Source organism: Streptacidiphilus albus JL83, from assembly GCF_000744705.1.
Classification (GTDB): domain Bacteria; phylum Actinomycetota; class Actinomycetes; order Streptomycetales; family Streptomycetaceae; genus Streptacidiphilus; species Streptacidiphilus albus.
This window is the reverse complement of sequence record NZ_JQML01000001.1, coordinates 2584879-2606114: the sequence shown is the minus strand read 5'-3', so window position 1 is coordinate 2606114 and position 21236 is coordinate 2584879. Positions and strand designations below refer to the sequence as shown.

General features: G+C 72.5%; 16 protein-coding genes and 3 tRNA genes. 13 read left to right on the top strand and 6 right to left on the bottom strand.

All coding sequences use genetic code 11. The features are described 5' to 3' along the window. Nucleotides 1-33 precede the first annotated feature (33 nt). Nucleotides 34-1197, top strand: a complete 1164-nt coding sequence (dusB, locus tag BS75_RS11285) for a tRNA dihydrouridine synthase DusB (RefSeq protein WP_042436961.1) — start codon at nucleotides 34-36, stop codon at nucleotides 1195-1197. Between the two features lie 447 nt (nucleotides 1198-1644). Then, the gene (gene ppdK / locus BS75_RS11280; protein ID WP_042436963.1) at nucleotides 1645-4398 is read left to right on the top strand and encodes a pyruvate, phosphate dikinase; all 2754 of its coding nucleotides are present in this window, start codon (nucleotides 1645-1647) and stop codon (nucleotides 4396-4398) included. Between the two features lie 249 nt (nucleotides 4399-4647). Here ppdK and BS75_RS11275 read toward each other — a convergent pair whose 3' ends face one another. Then, the gene (locus BS75_RS11275) at nucleotides 4648-5334 is read right to left on the bottom strand and encodes a GNAT family N-acetyltransferase (protein ID WP_034088133.1); all 687 of its coding nucleotides are present in this window, start codon (nucleotides 5332-5334) and stop codon (nucleotides 4648-4650) included. A gap of 425 nt (nucleotides 5335-5759) precedes the next feature. Between BS75_RS11275 and BS75_RS11270 the strand changes: the two genes are divergently transcribed. Beyond that, a complete protein-coding gene (locus tag BS75_RS11270) occupies nucleotides 5760-6719 on the top strand; it encodes a proteasome assembly chaperone family protein (RefSeq protein ID WP_034092823.1) in 960 nt (319 codons plus the stop codon). Between the two features lie 16 nt (nucleotides 6720-6735). Here the strand turns inward: BS75_RS11270 and BS75_RS11265 are convergent, their stop codons facing one another. Continuing rightward, entirely contained in the window at nucleotides 6736-7842 is a 1107-nt protein-coding gene (locus BS75_RS11265) for an alpha/beta hydrolase (RefSeq protein ID WP_063771406.1), read from the bottom strand. Nucleotides 7843-8281: 439 nt separating this feature from the next. Here BS75_RS11265 and BS75_RS11260 point away from each other — a divergent pair, with 439 nt between their 5' ends. From BS75_RS11260 to BS75_RS11240, 5 genes are all read left to right on the top strand, one after another. Continuing rightward, nucleotides 8282-9169: a trypsin-like serine peptidase gene (locus BS75_RS11260; protein ID WP_052069347.1), complete on the top strand. Its 888-nt coding sequence runs from the start codon at nucleotides 8282-8284 to the stop codon at nucleotides 9167-9169. Between the two features lie 43 nt (nucleotides 9170-9212). Next, nucleotides 9213-10475, top strand: coding sequence for a deoxyguanosinetriphosphate triphosphohydrolase (locus BS75_RS11255; RefSeq protein WP_034088132.1), 1263 nt, complete (start codon nucleotides 9213-9215; stop codon nucleotides 10473-10475). A 115-nt stretch (nucleotides 10476-10590) separates the two neighbouring features. Next, nucleotides 10591-11850 (top strand): NAD(P)/FAD-dependent oxidoreductase, encoded by a 1260-nt coding sequence (locus BS75_RS11250; protein WP_034088131.1) that lies wholly within the window; start codon nucleotides 10591-10593, stop codon nucleotides 11848-11850. 46 nt (nucleotides 11851-11896) lie between these two features. Next, the gene (dnaG, locus tag BS75_RS11245) at nucleotides 11897-13819 is read left to right on the top strand and encodes a DNA primase (RefSeq protein ID WP_081982250.1); all 1923 of its coding nucleotides are present in this window, start codon (nucleotides 11897-11899) and stop codon (nucleotides 13817-13819) included. Between the two features lie 503 nt (nucleotides 13820-14322). After that, nucleotides 14323-15414 (top strand): RNA polymerase sigma factor, encoded by a 1092-nt coding sequence (locus BS75_RS11240; protein ID WP_408022590.1) that lies wholly within the window; start codon nucleotides 14323-14325, stop codon nucleotides 15412-15414. A gap of 3 nt (nucleotides 15415-15417) precedes the next feature. Here BS75_RS11240 and BS75_RS11235 read toward each other — a convergent pair whose 3' ends face one another. Beyond that, a complete protein-coding gene (locus tag BS75_RS11235) occupies nucleotides 15418-16848 on the bottom strand; it encodes an FGGY family carbohydrate kinase (RefSeq protein ID WP_034088129.1) in 1431 nt (476 codons plus the stop codon). Nucleotides 16849-16898: 50 nt separating this feature from the next. Further along, nucleotides 16899-17198 (bottom strand): hypothetical protein, encoded by a 300-nt coding sequence (locus BS75_RS11230; RefSeq protein ID WP_034088128.1) that lies wholly within the window; start codon nucleotides 17196-17198, stop codon nucleotides 16899-16901. 299 nt (nucleotides 17199-17497) lie between these two features. Here BS75_RS11230 and BS75_RS11225 point away from each other — a divergent pair. The 4 genes from BS75_RS11225 (at nucleotide 17498) to BS75_RS51435 (ending at nucleotide 19178) form a co-directional block, all read left to right on the top strand. Then, a tRNA-Asn gene (locus BS75_RS11225) sits at nucleotides 17498-17570 on the top strand. Nucleotides 17571-17598: 28 nt separating this feature from the next. After that, nucleotides 17599-17671: transfer RNA gene (locus BS75_RS11220), tRNA-Asn, on the top strand. Between the two features lie 76 nt (nucleotides 17672-17747). Further along, entirely contained in the window at nucleotides 17748-18197 is a 450-nt protein-coding gene (locus tag BS75_RS11215) for a type II toxin-antitoxin system PemK/MazF family toxin (RefSeq protein ID WP_034088127.1), read from the top strand. Between the two features lie 228 nt (nucleotides 18198-18425). Beyond that, on the top strand, nucleotides 18426-19178 hold the full coding sequence (locus BS75_RS51435) for a DUF4232 domain-containing protein (RefSeq protein WP_052069346.1): 753 nt from the start codon (nucleotides 18426-18428) through the stop codon (nucleotides 19176-19178). Between the two features lie 127 nt (nucleotides 19179-19305). Here BS75_RS51435 and BS75_RS11205 read toward each other — a convergent pair. Then, nucleotides 19306-19379 (bottom strand) — tRNA-Ile (locus BS75_RS11205). A gap of 192 nt (nucleotides 19380-19571) precedes the next feature. Then, nucleotides 19572-20042, bottom strand: a complete 471-nt coding sequence (locus BS75_RS11200) for a MarR family winged helix-turn-helix transcriptional regulator (protein WP_042436966.1) — start codon at nucleotides 20040-20042, stop codon at nucleotides 19572-19574. A gap of 93 nt (nucleotides 20043-20135) precedes the next feature. Here BS75_RS11200 and BS75_RS11195 point away from each other — a divergent pair, with 93 nt between their 5' ends. Further along, a complete protein-coding gene (locus BS75_RS11195; RefSeq protein WP_034088126.1) occupies nucleotides 20136-21158 on the top strand; it encodes an NADP-dependent oxidoreductase in 1023 nt (340 codons plus the stop codon). The last annotated feature ends 78 nt before the right edge of the window (nucleotides 21159-21236 follow it).

The following is a 21236-nucleotide window of genomic DNA, read 5'->3' as shown; positions in this document are numbered from 1 at the left end:
CGCACCGCACCCCCGGGAAATTGGAGCAGCACGATGACCACGACCGTCGAGGCCCCCGTCGCCACCGCCCCGCTGCGGCTGGGCGAGCGGATCGAGGTGTGGCCGCCGGTCGTGCTCGCGCCGATGGCGGGCATCACCAACGCCCCGTTCCGCAGCCTGTGCCGGGAGCAGAGCGGCGGCAAGGGCCTGTTCGTCTCGGAGATGATCACCACCCGGGCGCTGGTCGAGCGGGACCAGAAGACCATGCGGCTGATCCGTTTCGACGCCTCCGAGCAGCCCCGCTCCATCCAGCTCTACGGGGTGGACCCGGCCATCGTCGGCCGCGCGGCCCGGATGATCGCCGAGGAGGACCTGGCCGACCACATCGACCTCAACTTCGGCTGCCCGGTGCCCAAGGTCACCCGCCGCGGCGGCGGCTCGGCGCTGCCGTACAAGCGCAACCTGATGCGGCAGATCCTCCGCGAGGCGGTCGCCGGGGCCGGGCGCCTGCCGGTCACCATGAAGATGCGCAAGGGCATCGACGACGACCACATGACCTACCTGGACGCCGGCCGGATCGGCGCGGAGGAGGGCGTGGCCGCGATCGCGCTGCACGGCCGGACCGCGATCCAGCACTACAGCGGCGTCGCCGACTGGTCCTCGATCGCCCGGCTGCGCGAGGCGGTGCCCGCGCACGTCCCGGTGCTGGGCAACGGCGACATCTGGTCGGCCGACGACGCGGTGCGGATGGTCCGCGAGACCGGCTGCGACGGCGTGGTGGTGGGCCGCGGCTGCCTGGGCCGCCCGTGGCTGTTCAAGGAGCTGGTCTCGGTCTTCGAGGGCGAGACGCAGTATGCGCGCCCCGACTTCACCTACGTCGCCAAGGTGATGCACCGGCACGCCCAGCTGCTGGGCGAGTGGATCGGCGACGAGCGGCACGGCGTGGTGGACTTCCGCAAGCACGTCGCCTGGTACACCAAGGGCTTCTCGGTCGGCTCCGACCTGCGCCGGGGCCTCGGCCTGGCCTCCTCGCTGGACGAGCTGGCGGAGCTGCTGGCCCAGGTCGACCAGGAGCAGAGCTGGCCGGAGAGCGCGGACGGCCCGCGCGGCCGTACCTCCGGCGCGAACCGGGTGGTGCTGCCCGAGGGCTGGCTGGACGACCCCTACGACTGTGCGGTCCCCGGCGCCGACGCCGAGCTGGACAGCTCCGGCGGCTGAGCGCGCCCTGTCTTCGGCAAATGATCACGGCGGACGGTACGCGGCCGGACTCCCAGGGTGAGGAACCCTACGCACGCGGGCTGAGGCGGGCCCCGCCGGAGGACGTGACTCTGGCCACATCGGCGCTCACTTTGCGTCAGTTGGACGTAAAACAGCAGGTGGCGCGGGGGGCGGATCGGCTTTCGAACGTGCACGTGTCATGAACGGGGGATTGCGTACAGGGGATCAAGCCAAGGTAACCCGTTCGCCATCCAGCGGGTGCGGTAGGTCATGATCGTGTGATCTTGTGGTGTCCATGCGTTCACTAGTCGAACGCAGCCTAGCGTCACCCCGACGATTTTACTTTCGCAGGCGAAGGCTGATCCGGTGCTTTCGATCTATCGGGTTACCCCCGGGTAGAAGGCACTGTCGACCCAATGGGGGAGCTGAACGGCCTTCGATCTGGGTATGTTCTCCGGCGTCAGGGCAACCGTGCGGCAGGAGACCGAAACCGTGTCGGCAGAGCAGAAATACGTTTACGACTTCACCGAGGGCAACAAAGACCTGAAGGATCTGCTCGGCGGCAAAGGCGCAAACCTCGCCGAGATGACCAACCTCGGGCTTCCGGTCCCTCCCGGATTCACGATCACCACCGAGGCCTGCAAGGTCTACCTGGAGACGGGCACCGAGCCCGCTCCGCTCCGCGACGAGGTGAGTGCGCACCTGGTCGCGCTGGAGCAGCAGATGGGCAAGCAGCTCGGCGACGCCGCCGACCCGCTGCTGGTGTCGGTCCGCTCCGGAGCCAAGTTCTCCATGCCGGGGATGATGGACACCGTCCTCAACATCGGCCTGTCCGACGCCTCGGTGGGCGGCCTCGCCACCCAGGCCGGCAACGAGCGCTTCGCCTGGGACTCCTACCGCCGGCTGATCCAGATGTTCGGCAAGACCGTGCTGGGCGTCGAGGGCGAGCTGTTCGAGGACGCCCTGGACGCGGCCAAGCAGGCCAAGGGCACCGCGGACGACCTGGACCTGGACGCGGCCGACCTGCAGGCGATCGTCGGCACCTTCAAGGCGATCGTCCGCGAGCACACCGGCCGGGACTTCCCGCAGGACCCGCGCGAGCAGATGGACCTCGCCGTCCACGCCGTCTTCGACAGCTGGAACAGCGACCGGGCCAAGCTCTACCGGCGCCAGGAGCGGATCCCGAGCAACCTGGCCACCGCGGTCAACGTCTGCTCGATGGTCTTCGGCAACCTGGGCGCCGACTCGGGCACCGGTGTCGCCTTCACCCGCGACCCGGCCAGCGGCCACGCCGGCGTCTACGGCGACTACCTGCAGAACGCCCAGGGCGAGGACGTGGTGGCGGGCATCCGCAACACCGTCCCGCTGGCCGAGCTGGAGGGCCTGGACAAGGCGTCCTACGACCAGCTGATGTCGATCATGAAGACCCTGGAGAACCACTACCGGGACCTCTGCGACATCGAGTTCACCATCGAGCGCGGCAAGCTGTGGATGCTGCAGACCCGGATCGGCAAGCGCACCGCCGCCGCCGCCTTCCGGATCGCGGTCCAGCTGGTCGACCAGGGCCTGATCGACCTGGACGAGGCGCTGCACCGGGTCACCGGCGGCCAGCTGGCGCAGCTGATGTTCCCCCGCTTCGACGAGTCGACCAAGGCGCCCCGAGTGGCCTGGGGCATCGCCGCCTCGCCCGGCGCGGCCGTCGGCAAGGCGGTCTTCGACTCCTACACCGCCGTCAAGTGGTCCCGCTCCGGCGAGCAGGTCATCCTGTGCCGCCGCGAGACCAACCCGGACGACCTGGACGGCATGATCGCCGCCGAGGGCATCCTCACCTCGCGCGGCGGCAAGACCTCGCACGCGGCCGTGGTCGCCCGCGGCATGGGCAAGACCTGTGTCTGCGGCGCCGAGGAGCTGGAGGTCGACACCAAGAAGCGGCGCTTCACCACCGCCGACGGGCAGGTCGTCGAGGAGGGCGACCTGATCTCCATCGACGGCTCCACCGGCAAGGTCTACCTGGGCGAGGTCCCGGTCGTGCCCTCCCCGGTGGTCGAGTACTTCGAGGGCACCCTGCACGCCGGCGCCGACGAGGAGGGCGGGCTGGTCCAGGCCGTCCACCGGCTGATGGCCCACGCCGACGTCCGCCGCAAGCTGCGGGTCCGCGCCAACGCCGACAACGCCGACGACGCCAACCGCGCCCGCCGCTTCGGCGCCCAGGGCATCGGCCTGTGCCGGACCGAGCACATGTTCCTCGGCGAGGAGCGCCGCAAGGAGGTCGAGCACCTGATCCTGGCGGACAACGACAAGGACCGCGAGGCCGCGCTCTCCGTCCTGCTGCCGCTGCAGAAGAACGACTTCGTCGAGCTCTTCCAGGCCATGGACGGACTCCCGGTCACGGTCCGGCTGCTCGACCCGCCGCTGCACGAGTTCCTGCCCGACATCACCGAGCTCTCGGTACGCGTCGCCCTCGCCGAGGCCCGCAAGGACCCCAACGAGAACGACCTCCGGCTGCTGCAGGCGGTGCACAAGCTGCACGAGCAGAACCCGATGCTGGGGCTGCGCGGGGTGCGGCTCGGCCTGGTCATCCCCGGCCTGTTCGGGATGCAGGTCAGGGCCATCGCCGAGGCGGCCGCCGAGCGCCGTCTGGGCGGCGGCGACCCGCGTCCCGAGGTGATGATCCCGCTGGTGGGCACGGTCCAGGAGCTGGAGATAGTGCGGGACGAGTGCGAGCAGGTGCTCGCCGAGGTCGCCGCGGCGACCGGGGTGACGCTGCCGATCAAGCTGGGCACGATGATCGAGCTGCCGCGAGCCGCCGTCACCGCCGGCCAGATCGCCGAGGCCGCCGAGTTCTTCTCCTTCGGGACGAACGACCTCACCCAGACCGTCTGGGGCTTCTCCCGCGACGACGTCGAGGCCAGCTTCTTCACCGCCTACCTGGAGAAGGGGATCTTCGGAGTCTCCCCCTTCGAGACCATCGACCGCGACGGCGTCGGCGCCCTGATCAAGCACGCGGTGCGGGAGGGCCGGGCCACCCGCCCCGACCTCAAGCTCGGCATCTGCGGCGAGCACGGCGGCGACCCCGACTCGGTCCACTTCTTCCACGAGGCCGGGCTGGACTACGTGTCCTGCTCGCCCTTCCGGATCCCGGTGGCGCGCCTGGAAGCAGGGCGTGCCGCCATCGAGACGGCGGGCAGCGACTCGCGCTGACACACCCTCACCGGGGCCCTTCCCTCAAGGGCGGCCCTCACCCGGTGTCAGCGCGGGAAACCCCCCTCCGCATGCCCCGTCCCCGACCAAGGATGAGGAACCAGGAGGGGGCGCTGCCCGCGACCGACGCGGCGGAGCTCGGCGCAGAGTAGCCGCCGTGTACCAGGCCGGGGCGGTGGTACGGACAATGGCGTCCGTCCACCGCCCCGGTTTTTCGTGCTCCTGGAGCCTTGCGTGCCCCGGAGCGGGTCAGGCCGAGATCAGCGGGCGGGTCTCGGCGGCGACCACCCGCGGGGCCTCGACCCGGCGCTCCAGCTGGGCCCGGGCCCCGGGCCACTCCTCGTCCAGGATCGAGTAGAAGGCGGTGCCCCGGACCAGGCCGTCCAGGCCCCGGGTGTGGGCCCGGTGGACGCCCTCCAGGACCGCGCCCAGCCGTTCGATCGCGGCCCGGGAACGGGCGTTGCGGGCGTCCGCGCGCATCGAGACCCGGCGCACGCCCCAGGTCTCGAAGGCGTGGCGGAGCATCAGCAGCTTGGCCTCGGTGTTGATCCCGGTGCCCTGGGCCCGGGAGGACAGCCAGGTCGCGCCGATCTCGGCGGCGTCCGGGATCGCCGACAGCGGATCGCCGACCGGCCCGCGCGGGGCCGGCGGCCAGATCACCGGGCCCTGCCAGTAGTCGAGGTTGAGGAACCTGGTCGAGCCGACGACCAGCCCGTCCGAGGCTCTGAGCGTGGCGAACGGCAGGGCGTGACCGGCCTGCTGGGCGGCCAGGGCGTCCGCGACGTAGCGCGCGGTGGCCTCCACCCCGTGGGGGACGGGGGTGAAGGCATAACTGCTGCGATCCTCGGCGGACGCTGCGGCAAGCGCCTCGATGTGGCGCTCCGCGAGGGGCTCCAGCCGCACGGTACGGCCGAGGAGGAAGACGGATTCGGGCACGGGCCTGATCCTTCAGCGGTCGGGACAGGGGGGTGCAACCTGCCGGGATCCGGGTACGGCGACGGAGCGCGTCAGCCGTGGCGGCGCAGGGAGCGAGGGGACAGTGTGTGTCCGAAAGATGGCCGAGGAAGGAACGAGAGCGCGAAGGACAGCGGGCGGCCAGGTGAAGGCAAGGTGCGATGCGGGGGTCGAGCGAAGGTAGAACTCTGCCACGTCTGCCGACGGCAGCAATGCGGGCAGCGAGAGGACCATACCGGCCTCACGGGGTTAAGTCATCCCGCGCCGCGCGGGAGACTTGAAGGAGCGTCGCGGGGCTCCCGGGTTCGGGAATGAACGCGTGGTCCGGGATGCTGGTCCCAGTGAGTGTCGTCCGCCCGCCGCAGGGTCCGGACCTCTACCGATGACCTCGAAAGATTGGGTTGACCGTGCTTGATCCGCAGGCGCTGTACGCATTCGAGCCGCAGGCCCTGGCCGCCGTGGAGGCAGCCTTCGGCACGCGTGGCGGCGAGGCGGCCGGAGCGGCTTCCGGTCCCGTGCTGCTGCACTTCTTCGAGGGCTTCATGGACGCCGGGGAGGCCGGCGCGCAGGTCGTCGAGCACCTGTTGGAGGACGACGACCGGCAGCTGCTGGCGCGCTTCGACGCGGACCGGCTGGTGGACTACCGGGCCCGGCGCCCGGCCATGGTCTTCGACCGGGACAAGTGGACCTCCTACGAGGCCCCGGCGATCGACCTGCACCTGCTGCACGACTCCACCGGGGCGCCGTTCCTGCTGCTCAGCGGATCGGAGCCGGACGTCGAGTGGGAGCGCTTCGGCGCGGCCGTGCTCCAGGTGGTGGAGCGGCTGGGGGTGCGGCTGACGGTGAACTTCCACGGGATCCCGATGGGCGTGCCGCACACCCGGCCGGTCGGACTGACCCCGCACGGCAACCGCGAGGACCTGCTCGGGCTCTACCCGCGCTGGTTCGAGAAGGTGCAGGTCCCGGCGAGCATCGCGGCGCTGCTGGAGTTCCGGCTGGCCGAGGCCGGCCACGACGTCATCGGCTTCGCCACCCACGTCCCGCACTACCTGGCCCGGACCCCCTACCCGCAGGCCGCGGTGGCGGTGCTGGAGGCGATCCAGGGCTCCACCGGGCTGGTGCTGCCGGGCGTCTCGCTCCGGAGCCGGCAGGCCGAGGTGCGCACCGACATCGACCAGCAGATCGCCGAGGGCGACGGGGAGCTGCGCAGCGCCGTGGCCGGTCTGGAGCAGCAGTACGACGCGGTGGCCGGCGCGGCCGACCGGGAGAACCTGCTGGCCGAGCCGACCGACCTGCCCTCGGCCGACGAGCTGGGCCGGGCCTTCGAGGAGTTCCTGGCCGAGCAGGGCGACGGCCAGGGCGAGTAGCTCGGCCGGCCCGCCGTCAGTGGTCCGACTTGGGGGTCTTCGCCGGTGTGGGCACGGTCCTGGGGACCAGCCGGGCGTCGTCCAGGTGCTCGCTGAGCCAGGGGAAGACGGTCGGGTACATCCGCTGCCAGGTGTTCCAGTTGTGGCCGCCGTCCGGCAGGATCAGCGGCTCGGCCAGGGTGGTCGGCCACTGGATCACCTTCTGCAGCGCGGTGATGTTCGACGGCGGGCTGAACCGGTCCTGGGCGCTGGTCGCGGCGAACAGCGAGACGTCCGGCCGCTGCTTGGCCAGCCAGATCGGGCTGTTGACCAGCCGCAGTTCGGGGTCGGTCAGCACCGAGGTGTCGCCGGTGAACGGGTCGGCGTCCATCGCCGCGCCGGAGCCGAAGACCTTCGGGTACTGCATCGGCAGCTTGATCGCACACAGTCCGCCGGTGGACAGTCCGAGCAGGCCCCAGGCCTTGGGCTCGCTCAGCGCCCGGAACTGGTTGTCGATCAGTTCGGGTACGTCCCTGGTCAGCCAGGTGGCGTTCTTCCGGAGCGGCGTGTCGCTGCAGTCGGTGTCGATGCCGCCGGGGTTGATCACCGGGATCACCACGATGGCCGGCTTGACGGTGCCGTCCGCCATCATCGCGGCGAGGGCGTTCGGCATCCCGCCGCCCTCGATCCAGGAGCTGGGCGAGCCGGGGACGCCGTGCAGCAGCATCATCACCGGGAACTTGTAGTCCTTGTACTGGGCCTGGTCGTACTGCGGCGGTGTCCACACCAGCACCTCGCCGGAGAGCTTGGAGTACTTGCCGCGGAAGTAGGTCTCCAGGATCCCGTTGCTGGAGCGGGTGAACATGGCGCGGTTGGCCGGCGGACCGGGCATGGCGGCGGTCGCCGTGCCGTTGTCGTCGCCGAGCAGGTCGTTCCAGGACGAGTACAGTCCGTAACTGTTGTTGATCCAGGTGGCGACGACGGCGATGGCGGTGAGCTGGCAGATCACGATCATCGCCAGCCGACCGAGCCAGCGCACCGGGCGTGGCCCGCGGACCCGCCCCCACAGGGCCAGGGTGCCGATCGCGGCCAGCACGGTGGCGAGGATGAGGACGTAGAAGAACGCGCTCCCGGTCAGGCTCACAGGTTTCGGTCTCCTGCTCTCCGCAGTCGCGGCGGTCGCCAGGACGGCCGCTCTGCCCGGGCGACCCTCCCTACCGCGTGGATATGTCCACTAAGCACCTTAGCTGAGCTGCGTGGTCATTTTTCCGGCCCGGCCCCGGTCGCCCCTTACCCGGGGGTCCGACGGGGGCGCTCGGTGTGAGCCGACCGCGTGAAGGTGTGGGACGCGTGACCTGCGCACTGCCGGACTCGTTGGCCATACCCGGATTTCTCGGATCTTTTGCGGCATAATCCGGGAAATGGCCGCTCTTGCCGAATCCCTCCAGGGGGACGAGGAATCGCTCGGTACTCGGCGCCGGAACGGCGCGGAGCAGTGTACGTACCAGCTACTCGCGCATATCATCCGACGGTGTCAGTGGTGGAGGGCCTCCCTCGCCGAACGATGGAACGGGGTGGGACGCATGGCCGTGACGCAGTCGCAGGTGCGTGTCCTCGCCCGGACGCTCGGCATCCTGGTCTTCGGGATCTGCTTCGTCCTGGTTCTCGACCGGGCCGCCGGCAGCGGCAGCAGCGGCCAGCAGCGGCTGGCCGGCGCGCCGCTCTCGGTGCCGGAACCCGCCTCGGCCCAGGTGCCGGCGATCCTCGGCGGAAAGTCGGCCACCCCGGCCCCGGTCAGCACCTCCTTCGTCGGGATGCCGATGGTGGGCGCGTTGTTCACGGCCGGTCAGGCCGGCGTCCCCGGCCAGCACTTCTGCACCGGCAGCGTCATCGACAGCCCGGGCGGCAACCTGATCGCCACCGCCGCGCACTGCCTGGAGGACCCGGCCAACGGCAGCACCACGATCGCCCCCTTCGTCTTCGTCCCCGGCTACCACGACGGCCAGGAGCCCTTCGGCACCTGGACGCCGGTGAAGGTGCTGGTCGACCCGCACTGGGCGACCAACAGCAACCCCGACTACGACATCGCCTTCGCGGTCCTGCGCGAGGTCGGGCACCCGGCGGCCAGGCTGGCCGATGTGGTCGGCTCCGAGCACATCTCCTTCGCGGCCAGGCTGCCCGCCGTGGTCAGCGGGATCGGCTACCCCTCCAGCGACGACAAGCCGATCGCCTGCCTCAACACCCTGACGGTCTACCAGCCCACCCAGTCGGAGTTCGACTGCGCCGGCTTCACCAACGGCAGCAGCGGCGGACCGCTGCTGGTCGGCGTCGACCCGGCCACCGGCCGGGGCAGACTGGTCGGGGTCATAGGGGGTTACCAGGAGGGCGGGTACACCGCCGCGATCTCCTACGCGTCGGTGCTGGGCCCGGCGGTGCAGAGCCTCTACCAGCAGGCCACCGCCACGCCGTAGGCCCGCCCCCCGATCGTCGCACCCCCCGCCTAGGCTGCTCGGCATGGACGACACTTCACTGGTCAGCACGCAGTACAGCGCCGCGGCACAGGCTCGCTGGGTGGAGGAGCCGGACAAGCGGCCGGGCCGGACCGCCTTCCAGCGCGACCGCGCCCGGGTGCTCCACTCGGCGGCGCTGCGCCGACTCGCCGGGACCACCCAGGTGGTCGCCCCGCTGGCCGCCGACTTCCCCAGGACCAGGCTGACCCACTCGCTGGAGTGCGCCCAGGTCGGCCGGGAGCTCGGCGCCGCGCTCGGCTGCGACCCGGACCTGGTCGAGACCGCCTGCCTGTCCCACGACATCGGCCACCCGCCCTTCGGCCACACCGGTGAGGAGGCCCTGGACCTCGCCGCGGCGGCCTGCGGCGGCTTCGAGGGGAACGCCCAGAGCCTGCGCATTCTCACCAGGCTCGAACCGAAGCGCTTCGCCGACCGCGCGTCGGGGCGGAGCGTCGGGCTCAACCTCACCCGGGCCGCCCTCGACGCCGCCACCAAGTACCCCTGGACCCGCGGCAGCCACCCCGAACTCCCGCACAAGTTCGGCGTGTACGAGGACGACCTGGCGGTCTTCCGCTGGCTCCGGCAGGGCTCGCCCGACCACCACCGCTGCTTCGAGGCCCAGGTCATGGACTGGTCCGACGACGTCGCCTACTCCGTCCACGACGTCGAGGACGGGCTCCAGGCCGGCCATGTCGTCCCGGCCGCGCTGCACTCGCCGGAGGAGCGGGCCGAGCTGTTCCGGGTCGCCGCCCGCTACGCGCCCACCGCCGAGCCCGACGAGTTCGCGGAGGCCCTGGACCGGCTGCAGGCCGAGGAGTGGTGGCCGCGCGGTTACGACGGCTCGGCCCGGGCCCGGGCCGCGATCAAGGACGCCACCAGCCAGCTGATCGGCCGCTTCTGCACCGCCGCCGAGCAGGCCACCCGGGCCGAGCACGGCCCCGGACCGCTCAGCCGCTACCGGGCCGGTCTGGTGGTGCCGCGCGGCGTCCGGCTGGAGTGCGCCGTGCTCAAGGCCGTCGCCGACCGCTATGTGATGCAGCGCGACGACCAGGAGCGGCTCCGGGGCTGGCAGCGCAGCGTCATCGCGGAACTGGCCGAGGCGCTGGTCCGCAGCGCGCCGGAGGGGCTCGACCCGGTCTTCCGGGCGCTCTACGAGGAGGCCGCGGACGACGCGGGCCGGCTGCGCGCGGTCGTCGACCAGATCGCGACCCTGACCGACGCCTCGGCCGCCGCCCGGCACCGCGTGCTGACCGGCACCGCAAGCTGACCGACGCCGGGCGCTGGCCGGGTCGTGGCGAGGTCCCCGGGACCGGCGGTCTTCACGGCTACCCTCCCTTGCAGGACGCTGGACGCACAGCCGTAGAGCGGTCAGGAGAGCGCACGTGGTGGACGCACACGAGACCCATGTCATCGTCGGGGCCGGGCTGGCCGGGGCGAAGGCCGCCGAGACCCTCCGCACCGAGGGGTTCACCGGCCGGGTGATCCTGGTCGGCGAGGAACGGGAGCACCCGTACGAGCGGCCCGGTCTGTCCAAGAACTACCTCGCCGGGAGCACCCCGCGGGCGGACCTCTTCGTCCACGACTCCTCGTGGTACGCCGCCCACGAGATCGAGCTGCGGCTCGACTCCCCGGCCACCGCGCTGGACCGGGCGGGGCGGACGGTCGCCCTGGCCGACGGCAGCGTGCTGCCCTACGACCGGCTGCTGCTGGCCACCGGCTCCGCGCCGCGCCCGCTGGAGGTGCCCGGCATCGACCTCGGCGGCGTGCACTACCTGCGCCGGCTCCCCGACTCCGAACGGCTCCGGGCGACCCTGCAGACCCTCGGCCGGGAGAACGGCCGGCTGCTGGTGGTCGGCGCCGGCTGGATCGGCCTCGAAGTCGCGGCGGCGGCCCGCACCTACGGCGCCGAGGTGACCGTGGTCGAACGCCGGTCCACCCCGCTGCACGACGCGCTCGGCCCGGAGCTCGGCGGCTTCTTCGCGCACCTGCACGAGGACCGGGGGGTGCAGTTCCACTTCGGCGCGAGCGTCACCGCGATCGAGGGCGAGGACGGCATGGTGCTCGCGGCCCACACCGACGACGGCGACGAGCACCCCGCCCACGCCGTGCTGGTCGCCGTCGGCGCGGCCCCGCAGACCGCGCTGGCGGCGGCGGCCGGTCTGGAGATCGCCGATCCGGAGGACGGCGGCGGCATCGCCGTGGACGCCTCGCTGCGCAGCTCCGACCCGCTGGTCCTCGCCGCCGGGGACGTCGCCTCCGCGCTGCACCCGCTGTTCGGGCGCCGACTGCGCACCGAGCACTGGGCCAACGCCCTCAACGGCGGCCCGGCCGCCGCCCGCGCCATGCTCGGCCAGGAGGTCGTCTACGACCGGGTGCCGTACTTCTTCTCCGACCAGTACGACCTGGGAATGGAGTACTCCGGCCACGCGGCCCCCGGCTCCTACGACCACGTGGTGGTGCGCGGGGACGCCGGGAAGCGCGAGTTCATCGCCTTCTGGCAGGGGCCGGACAACCGGGTGCTGGCCGGGATGAACGTCAACACCTGGGACGTCGCCAACAGCATCCAGCAGCTCGTCCGCTCCGCCCGCCCGGTCGACCCCGACCGCCTCGCCGACCCCGGCATCCCCCTCGCCGAGCTCTGACCGCCTCCGGCCCCGCCCGCCCCGTCACCGGCATACACTGCACGACGTGGCAGGGCGGATCAGGGACGAGGACATCGAGGCGGTCAGGACCGCAGCGCGGATCGACGCTGTCGTGGGGGAGTACGTCCAGCTCACCAATGGCGGCGGCGGCCAGCTGAAGGGCCTGTGCCCGTTCCACGACGAGAAGTCCGCGTCCTTCTACGTCAGCCCCAGCAAGGGCGTCTTCAGCTGCTTCGGCTGCCAGGAGGGCGGGGACACCCTCGGCTTCGTGATGAAGATCGAGCACCTGTCCTTCGTCGAGGCCGTGGAGCGGCTGGCGGCGCAGGTCGGGATCACCCTCCACTACGAGGGCGGCAGCTACCTGCCCGGGCGTCAGCAGGGCGAGCGGACCCGGCTGCTGGAGCTCAACCGGATCGCCGCGACCTGGTTCACCGAGCAGCTGGGCAGCCCCGAGGCCGAGGTGGGCCGCCGCTTCCTCAAGGAGCGCGGCTTCGAGGCCGAGGCCGCCGCGCACTTCGGCGTGGGCTACGCCCCCGGCGGATTCGAGAACCTGACCCGGTTCCTGCGCGGACGCGGCTTCACCGAGCGCGAGCTGCTGGTCTCCGGCATCTGCTCGGAGGGCAACCGGGGTCCGATGGACCGGTTCCGGGGCCGGCTGATCTGGCCGATCCGCGAGATCACCGGCGAGGTGGTCGGCTTCGGCGCGCGGAAGCTGCGCGAGGACGACAAGGGCCCCAAGTACCTGAACACCCCGGAGACCCCGCTCTACAAGAAGTCGCACGTCCTCTACGGCATCGACCTGGCCAAGAAGGACATCGCCAAGACCGGCCGGGCGGTCGTGGTCGAGGGCTACACCGATGTCATGGCCTGCCACCTGGCGGGGATCACCACCGCCGTGGCGACCTGCGGCACCGCCTTCGCCGAGGACCACATCAAGATCCTCCGTCGGCTGCTGATGGACACCTCGACCTACCGGGGCGAGGTGGTCTTCACCTTCGACGGCGACGCCGCCGGGCAGAAGGCCGCGCTGCGGGCCTTCGCCGACGACCAGAAGTTCGCCGCCAAGACCTCGATCGCGGTCAGCCCCGGCGGCATGGACCCCTGCGAGCTGCGGCTGGCCCAGGGCGACGAGGCCGTCCGCAACCTGATCGAGCAGCCGGTCCCGCTGTTCCTCTTCGCGATCAGGTCGGCCGTCGCCCAGCACAACCTGGAGACCGCCGAGGGTCGTTCGGCCGCGCTGGAGCAGGCCGCGCCGATCGTCGCCGCGATCAAGGACCCGTCGATCCAGCACAACTACGCCATCCAACTCGCCGGCATGCTCGGCACCCTCACCGGCGACGAGCAGTTCGTCGTCCGGCGGATCTCGCAGCTGGCGCGCCGGCAGCGCGAACGCGAGCGGGCACAGGCGCAGCGCCCCGGCGACCGCAGGGCGCAGCCCGCCGACGCCGCCGCCCCGGCCGCGCCGCCGCGCCCCGCCTTCCGGCTGGACCCGCGCAACCCGGCCCAGTTCGTCGAGCGCGAGCTGTTGAAGCTGGCGCTCCAGTTCCCGGCCCTGGTCGCGCCGACCTTCGACGCCTACGCCGCCGAGGAGTTCCCCACGCCGCCGTACGCGCTGGTGCGCGGCGCCATCGCGGCGGCGGGCGGGGTGGCGGCGGGCGCCGCCGCGCCGGACGCCTGGTCGCCCCGGGTGCGCGAGGCCGCGCCGGACGACGCGGTGCGCGGGCTGATCACCGAGCTGACGGTGGAGCCGGTGCGCACCCGCAGGACCGCCGACGCCGTCTACGCGGGCACGTTCCTGGTCAATCTGCGGCTGCAGGCGGTGGACCGCCGGATCGCCGACTGCCGGGCCCACATGCAGCGGCTCGGCGCCGGAGCGAGCGAGGAGCAGCTGGCGGCGGTCCGCGACGAGCTGTGGCAGCTCCAGCAGTACCGGCAGGCCCTCCGCGACCGGGGCGCCGCCGCGCTCTAGCCGGACCCGGGCGGGCCGCTGACGTGTCGGCGAAGCACGCGTCGGCGAAGCACGCGTCGGTGCGAGCCCGCGCCGACCCCGCCGACCCCCGGCGTGCGCCCCGCCGACTGGCGCGTCCCTCTGCCCGGTGCGCCCCCTGCCTGGTACCCCGCTGCCTGGTACCCCGCTGCCGGTGGACCGCCCTGCTCAGAAAAAGGGCACGCACGCGTCTCTGCCTGAGCGTCAGTGGGGGAGCACACTGTGTGATGGTGCCCCACCCTTCCGCGCGACGGTCCCGTGGCACCGACGACCCCGGCGGCCACCCCCGTCGGATTCCCGGCCAGCAGGCGTCGGCGCCGCCCCCGAGGGGCCGGGCCCCGGCGTCGGAGGGGACGGACATGGACCTCGTCACGCCACCCCGCCCCGTCGCCCGGGCCGCCCGCGCGCCCCGTGAGGGGGCGGCCGCCCGGACAGCCCCGGCGGACGAGGCTCCGGCGGACGGGGAGCCGATGGAGGGGGAGCCGATGGACGGGGCGTCGCTCGACGGGCGGTCCGAGCCCGAGCCCGAGCCGCAGGATCCGCCGGCCGAGGAGCTGGACGCGGCCGCCGCCGACCTGACCGCCGCCGACCTGACCGCCGCCGACCTGACCGCCGCCGAGGACGCTGACGAACCGTCGGCCCCCGCGCTGGACGAGGGCTCGGGCCCCGCCGCCGACCTCTTCCGCCAGTACCTGCGCGAGATCGGCCGGGTCGCCCTGCTCACCGCCGTGGAGGAGGTCGAGCTGGCCCGCCAGGTCGAGGCCGGCCTCTTCGCCGAGGAGTACCTGAACTCCCGTCCCGCGCTGGACGACGACCGGCTCGCCGACGAGCTGGACCAGCTGGTGGTGCTCGGCCGGATCGCCAAGCGCCGGCTGATCGAGGCCAACCTGCGGCTGGTCGTCTCGGTCGCCAAGCGCTATGTCGGACGCGGACTGACCATGCTCGACCTGGTCCAGGAGGGCAATCTGGGGCTGATCCGGGCGGTCGAGAAGTTCGACTACGCCCGGGGCTACAAGTTCTCCACCTACGCCACCTGGTGGATCCGGCAGGCGATGAGCCGGGCCCTGGCCGACCAGGCCCGGACCATCCGGGTGCCGGTCCATGTGGTCGAGCTGATCAACCGGGTGGTCCGGGTCCAGCGCCGGCTGCTCCAGGAGCACGGCTGCGAGCCGACCCCGGCCGAGGTGGCCCGGGTGCTGGAGCTGTCGCCCGAGCGGATCGCCGAGGTGCTGCGGCTGGCCCAGGAGCCGGTCTCGCTGCACGCCCCGGTCGGCGAGGAGGACGACGTCGCCCTCGGCGACCTGATCGAGGACGGTGACGCCGCCTCCCCGGTCGAGTCGGCCGCGTTCATGCTGCTCCGGGAGCACCTGGAGGCGGTGCTGTCGACGCTGGGCGAGCGCGAGCGCAAGGTGGTCCAGCTCCGCTACGGGCTGGTGGACGGCCGTCCGCGCACCCTGGAGGAGATCGGCCGGCTGTTCGGGGTGACCCGGGAGCGGATCCGGCAGATCGAGTCCAAGACCCTCAACAAGCTCCGCGACCACGCCTTCGCCGACCAGCTGCGCGGCTACCTCGACTGAGGCTCAGGCCCCCGCCGCCGCGCCCGGGTGCATCTGCTCGCGCACCGCGGCGTACTGCTGCCGGATCGCCTCGCCGACCGCGACGTCCTCGCCCGGGTCGACCGTGACCGCCTCGGGCAGCTCCCACTGCGGCGGCTGCGGCGTCCCGGCCAGCGCCCAGGCGGCCTGCCGGGCGGCGCCGAGGGCGGCGTAGTCGCCGGGGGCGGGCACCACCACCGGGACGCCGAAGATCAGCGGGGCGATGGCCCGGACGGCCGCGAGCCGGCTGCCGCTGCCGGTCAGGAAGACCCGGCGGACCGGCACCTGGCGCTCCCGCAGCCGGTCCAGCGCGTCCGCGAGTCCGCAGAGCATGCCCTCGACGGCGGCCCGGGCCAGGTGCTCCGGACGCATCGAGTCGACCCGCAGCCCGGCCAGCGTCCCGGCGGCCTGCGGCAGATGGGGCGTCCGCTCGCCGTCCAGGTAGGGCAGCAGCACCAGCCCGTAGGAGCCGGGGGTGGACTGCAGCGCCAGCTCGCTCAGCCCCTCGGCGTCGGTGCCGAGCAGCTCGGCGGTGGCCCGCAGCACCCGGGCCGCGTTCAGCGTGCCGACCTGCGGCAGATGCCGTCCGGTGGCGTCGGCGAGCGAGGTGATGGTGCCGCTGGGGTCGGTCAGCGCCTCCTGGTGGACGGCGTAGACGGTGCCGCTGGTGCCGACCGAGACCACGGCGTCGCCCGGGCCCAGGCCCAGACCCAGCGCGGTGGCCATGGTGCTGCCGGTGCCGGCCGAGATCAGCAGGCCCTCGGGGCTGTGGCCGGCCGCCGAGGCGGGGCCCAGTACGTCCGGAAGGGTGATCTCGTGGCCGAGGGCCAGCTCCACCAGGTCGGGGCGGTACTGTCCGGTCTGCGGGGACCAGTAGCCGGTGCCGGAGGCGTCGCCCCGGTCGGTGGTGCGCCGGGCGGACTGCCCCAGCAGCTGCCACACCAGCCAGTCGTGCGGGAGCACCACCTCGGCGATGCGCTTGGCGCTCTGCGGCTCGTGCTCGGCCAGCCAACGGAGCTTGGCCACGGTCGAGCCGGCGTGCGGCACGCCGCCGACCGCCTCGGCCCAGGCGGCGGGGCCGCCCAGGGCGGCCACCAGCTGGGCGGCGGCCCCGGCGGCCCGGGGGTCGGCCCGGAGCAGCGCCGGGCGCACCAGCACGCCGCCGGCGTCCAGACCGATCAGGCCCTGCTGCTGGGCGGAGACGCCGATGGCCCGGACACCCTCCAGCATGCCGCCGTCGGCGGCGGCGCCGAGCGAGCGGAGCCAGGACTGGGGGTCGATCTCGGTGACGCTGCTGCCGGAGCCGATCCCGGGGTGCGGTGCGCGGCTCTCACGCAGCACCGCGCCGGTGTCGCTGTCGCATACAACGATCTTGGTGTTCTGGGTGGAGCAGTCAAGACCCGCCGATATCGCCATGTCGAGATCATGCCTGATCCGGACCGGTTCGCGCGCCCTCTTGCGGCGCTTCAGCGGGTGCTGCTGCCCCAGTCGTCGGCGGCCCCGACACCGGCCCGGTCCCGCAGGTAGGGGACCCGCTCGGTGAGCGAGTCGGGCAGCCGGTCGCCGACCCGGCCGACCACGGCGTCCGCCGCCTTCGAGGCGGCGGTGCCGGCCGCCTGCTTGGCGCCCCGGGTTGCCGACTGGACCGCCGAGGTCTGCGACAGGTCCTTGGCGGTCCTGCGGAGCTGCTCGTAGCGCTCGCGTCCGGCGCGCGTCCCCAGCACGTAGCCCAGGGCCAGCCCCGCGAGGAACGTGAACTTGCGCATGTCGCCTCCACCTCTGAGTGCGGCCGTCCGCGCGCTGCCCGCGCCCGCGCCGCCGTTGGTTGGGAGCCTACGGTGGCCTGCGGGGGCGCGCTAACCTGCCGCGCCGTTCCTCCCGGGGCCGCGCTGCCCCGGCCGTTCCCGGGCGCCTACCCCCGGCGCACCGCACCGAACCCCGGACGGACGGGCCGCGCACCAATCGATTGGCGGAGCACCCCCCTACGTGCGCTAATGTATGTCCCGCAGCCGACACCGGCGCCGCGTCCCACGGGGCGGGGCTCGGAGCGGCGGCGGCAGCACCTTCCCCCATAGCTCAATTGGCAGAGCAGCCGACTGTTAATCGGCAGGTTATTGGTTCGAGTCCAATTGGGGGAGCTGCCGAGGGCGACCTCGGCCTGTTCGATCCTCCATAGCTCAATTGGCAGAGCAGCCGACTGTTAATCGGCAGGTTATTGGTTCGAGTCCAATTGGAGGAGCTTTCCTTCGCAGAGGCCCCGGCAGTCGCCGGGGCCTCTGCTGTTCTGCGGGTGCGGCGGTCCGGGAGGGGCAGGAATGCACGGGAGCAGCACGGGGCCGATCGTGGTCGTCGGCATCCTGGTGGTGGTGCTGGTCGTCGGCTGGGGCCTGGTCCGGGGCCGCAGGCGGTCCGTACCCTCCGGCCCGGGGCGGACGCCGGCCGGTCCGCCCGCCCGGCTGCCGGAGCCGCGCGAGATCTGGTGGGCCACGGTGCCGTTCGAGGACGGCACCGGCGCCAAGGACCGGCCCTGCCTGGTGCTGCGCCGGGGCGCGCACAGCGCCACCGTGTTGAAGATCACCAGCAAGCACCACGCCGAACTGCCGGGCGTGATCCCGCTGCCGCCGGGGACGGTCGACGACCGCGAGCACCGGGCCAGCTGGCTGGAGGCGGACGAGTCGCGGGAGGTGCCGCTCGCCGACTTCCGCCGCCGGGTCGGCCCCGTGGACCCGCAGCTCTGGGCCCGGGTCCGCCGGGCCCGGGCCTAGCCCGGGAACGGGATCAGCGCCCCGCAGTGGACGGGCGGACGCCATCGGACATGCGTGCGTCGCTGGAGAAGACAAGGCGTGGACCGACGCCGGGACCGTTTTGATACATCGTCACGCCTCTGTCACCGGATGGCACGGAGGGTGACTCCGCCGGTTCCGGTCCCCGACAATGGATCTTGAGACCGCGGAACTGCCGCGGACCGACAACATCTTCCTTGGGGGATTCTCATGGGTGCTCGGCGCATCGCTCTCGCGGCCTCGGCGGTACTGGCGACAGGCCTGGCCCTGACCGCGTGCAGCAGCACCGGCGGCTCCACCTCGGCCAATGCCGCGGGCGGGGCTTCTGCGACCGCCTCGGCCGGTGCGAGCGCGGGTGCCTCGTCCACCTCGGCCCCGTCCACCGGCGGCAGCACGGGCGGCTCCACCGGCTCCACCGGTGGCAGCACGGGCGGCTCCGGCTCCACCGGCGGCTCCGGCTCCACGGGCGGTTCCGGCGGCGGCTCGGGCAGCGCGAAGGGCAGCGAATGCACTGCGGCGAACCTCCGGGTCACCGTCCTCGGCCCCTCCGGGTACGCGAGCGACCAGCAGCCGGCCATCGCGGCCGTCCACGTGGTCAACGTCTCCGCGTCCAGCTGCACCCTGCAGGGCTACCCGGGGGTCAAGGTCGCCGACGACCAGGGCAAGAGCAGCCCGGTCACGGCCGGCCGCGCCACCGGCTTCCCGGCGACCCCGGTGACCCTGGCGCCCGGTCAGCTCGCCAACGCCAACCTTGAGTACAACGACGTCAACACCCAGGGCACGGCCTCGGCCACGCACGTCTGCGGAGTACAGGGTTCCCAGGCGCAGGTGATCCTGCCCGACACCACCACGGTGCTCCAGGTGAAGGTCACCGGCGGCGGCGTCGACGGGAACACGCTGAACATCTGCGGCAACGCGCTCACGGTGCAGCCCTTCGCGGGCGTCCCCGGCGCGAACGACTGAGCACGGCCCCGGAACGGGGCCGCGGCCCCGAGTACATCCCCAATCGAGTGAACTACGGCCTGTCGATACACGTATCGACAGGCCGTTGCTCTAACGTATGTGCTGGTCAGGCACTACTTCCTGCGAGTGGGGCGGGTGGGACTCGAACCCACGACCAAGGGATTATGAGTCCCCTGCTCTAACCGGCTGAGCTACCGCCCCGTGCTCTCGAAGCGCGCCGGTCGCCGTCGGCTTCCGTCGCACATCAGCACGAGTGGCCCACGGATGGGCCACTCGCCGCAGCATAGCCGGTGCGGCACGTCGTTCGCGCGGTGGGTTCCATCTTCTGGATCTTTGCCCGGCTCGGCCCGGTCGGTACCGCGCCCGGCTCCGCGTCCCGGACCGGACGCCCGGTCAGTCCCGGCGCGCGCCCTCGATGATCCGGCGCAGCAGGTCGCGCAACTCCGCCCGCTCCGCCGGGGCGAGGGCCGCCAGCGGCTCCCGGGCCAGGCCCAGCGACTGGCGCAGCTCGGCGTAGGCGGCGGTGCCGGTGGAGGTGGCCTGGACCCGCTTGATCCGGCGGTCGGCGGGGTCGGGCTGGCGCTCGACCAGGCCGCGGGCCTCCAGCCGGTCGACGATGCCGGTGATGTTGGACGGCTCGCAGCTCAGCGTCTGGGCGATCTGCCGCATCGGCAGCGGGCCGCGCCGCAGCAGCCCCAGCACCTTGGCCTGGGCCCCGGTCAGCGCGCGGGCCGCGGCGGCGTCCTCGTAGTCCTTGTGGAACAGCGAGACCAGGTTGGCCATCAGGTCGACCACCTCCAGGGTGATCGGATCCTGCTCCTCCGGTTGCTGTTCCTCCAGTTGCTGTCCCTGTGGTTGCGGCATGGCTTCAGTCTACCTGAATATTTGACATGGTGAACCTTTCACCCTCACAGTTGCTTGAGCTGGTCAATGGACTATGACGTAAAGGATGATGGAATGACTGAGCAGACGCTGCCGAGCACCGGTCGTGAGTGGCACCTGGCGGCCCGGCCCCAGGGCTGGCCGGTCCCCGAGGACTTCGCGCTGGTCGAGGCGCCGGTGCAGGCCCCCGCCGCCGGTCAGATCCTGGTCCGCAACGAGTACCTCTCGGTGGACCCCTACATGCGCGGCCGGATGAACGACGTCAAGTCCTATGTGCCACCGTTCCGGCTCGGCGCGGTCATGGACGGCGGCGCGGTCGGCCGGGTCGTCGCCTCGGCGGCCAAGGGCTTCGCCGTGGGCGACGCGGTGCTGCACGGGCTCGGCTGGCGCGAGTACGCCACCCTGGACGCGGACAAGGCGATCCGGGTCGACGACGCGCTGCCGCTCCAGTCCTACCTCGGGGTGCTCGGCATGACCGGGCTGACGGCCTATGCGGGGCTGCTGGAGGTCGGCGGCTTCCAGCCGGGCGAGGCGGTCTTCGTCTCCGGCGCGGCCGGGGCGGTGGGCAGCATGGTCGGCCAGATCGCCAAGCTGCGCGGGGCCTCGCTGGTCGTCGGCAGCGCCGGCTCGGACGAGAAGGTCCGGATGCTGACCGAGGAGCTGGGCTTCGACGTGGCCTTCAACTACCGGAACGGGCCGGTCGCCGAGCAGCTGGCGAAGGCCGCGCCCGAGGGGATCGACGTCTACTTCGACAATGTCGGCGGCGAGCACCTGGAGGCGGCCATCGGCGCGCTGCGGCTGAAGGGCCGCGCGGTGCTCTGCGGCGCCATCGCCCAGTACAACGACACCACGCCGCCGGTCGGGCCGCGCAACCTGGCACTGGCCATCGGCAAGCGGCTGCGGCTGGAGGGCATGCTGGTCGGCGACCACTACGCGCTGCAGCCGGCCTTCGTCGCCGAGGTCGGCGGCTGGATGGCCGAGGGCCGGCTGGTGTTCGAGGAGACCGTGGTCGAGGGCTTCGACCGGACGGTGGAGGCGTTCCTCGGCCTGCTGCGGGGCGCCAACACCGGCAAGATGCTGGTGCGCGTGGACGGCTGAGGCCGCCTCCCGGAAGGCCCCGACCCCGGCGCGGTCCGGGATCGGGGCCTTCCGGGGTCCCCGTGTGAGCGTTCACCC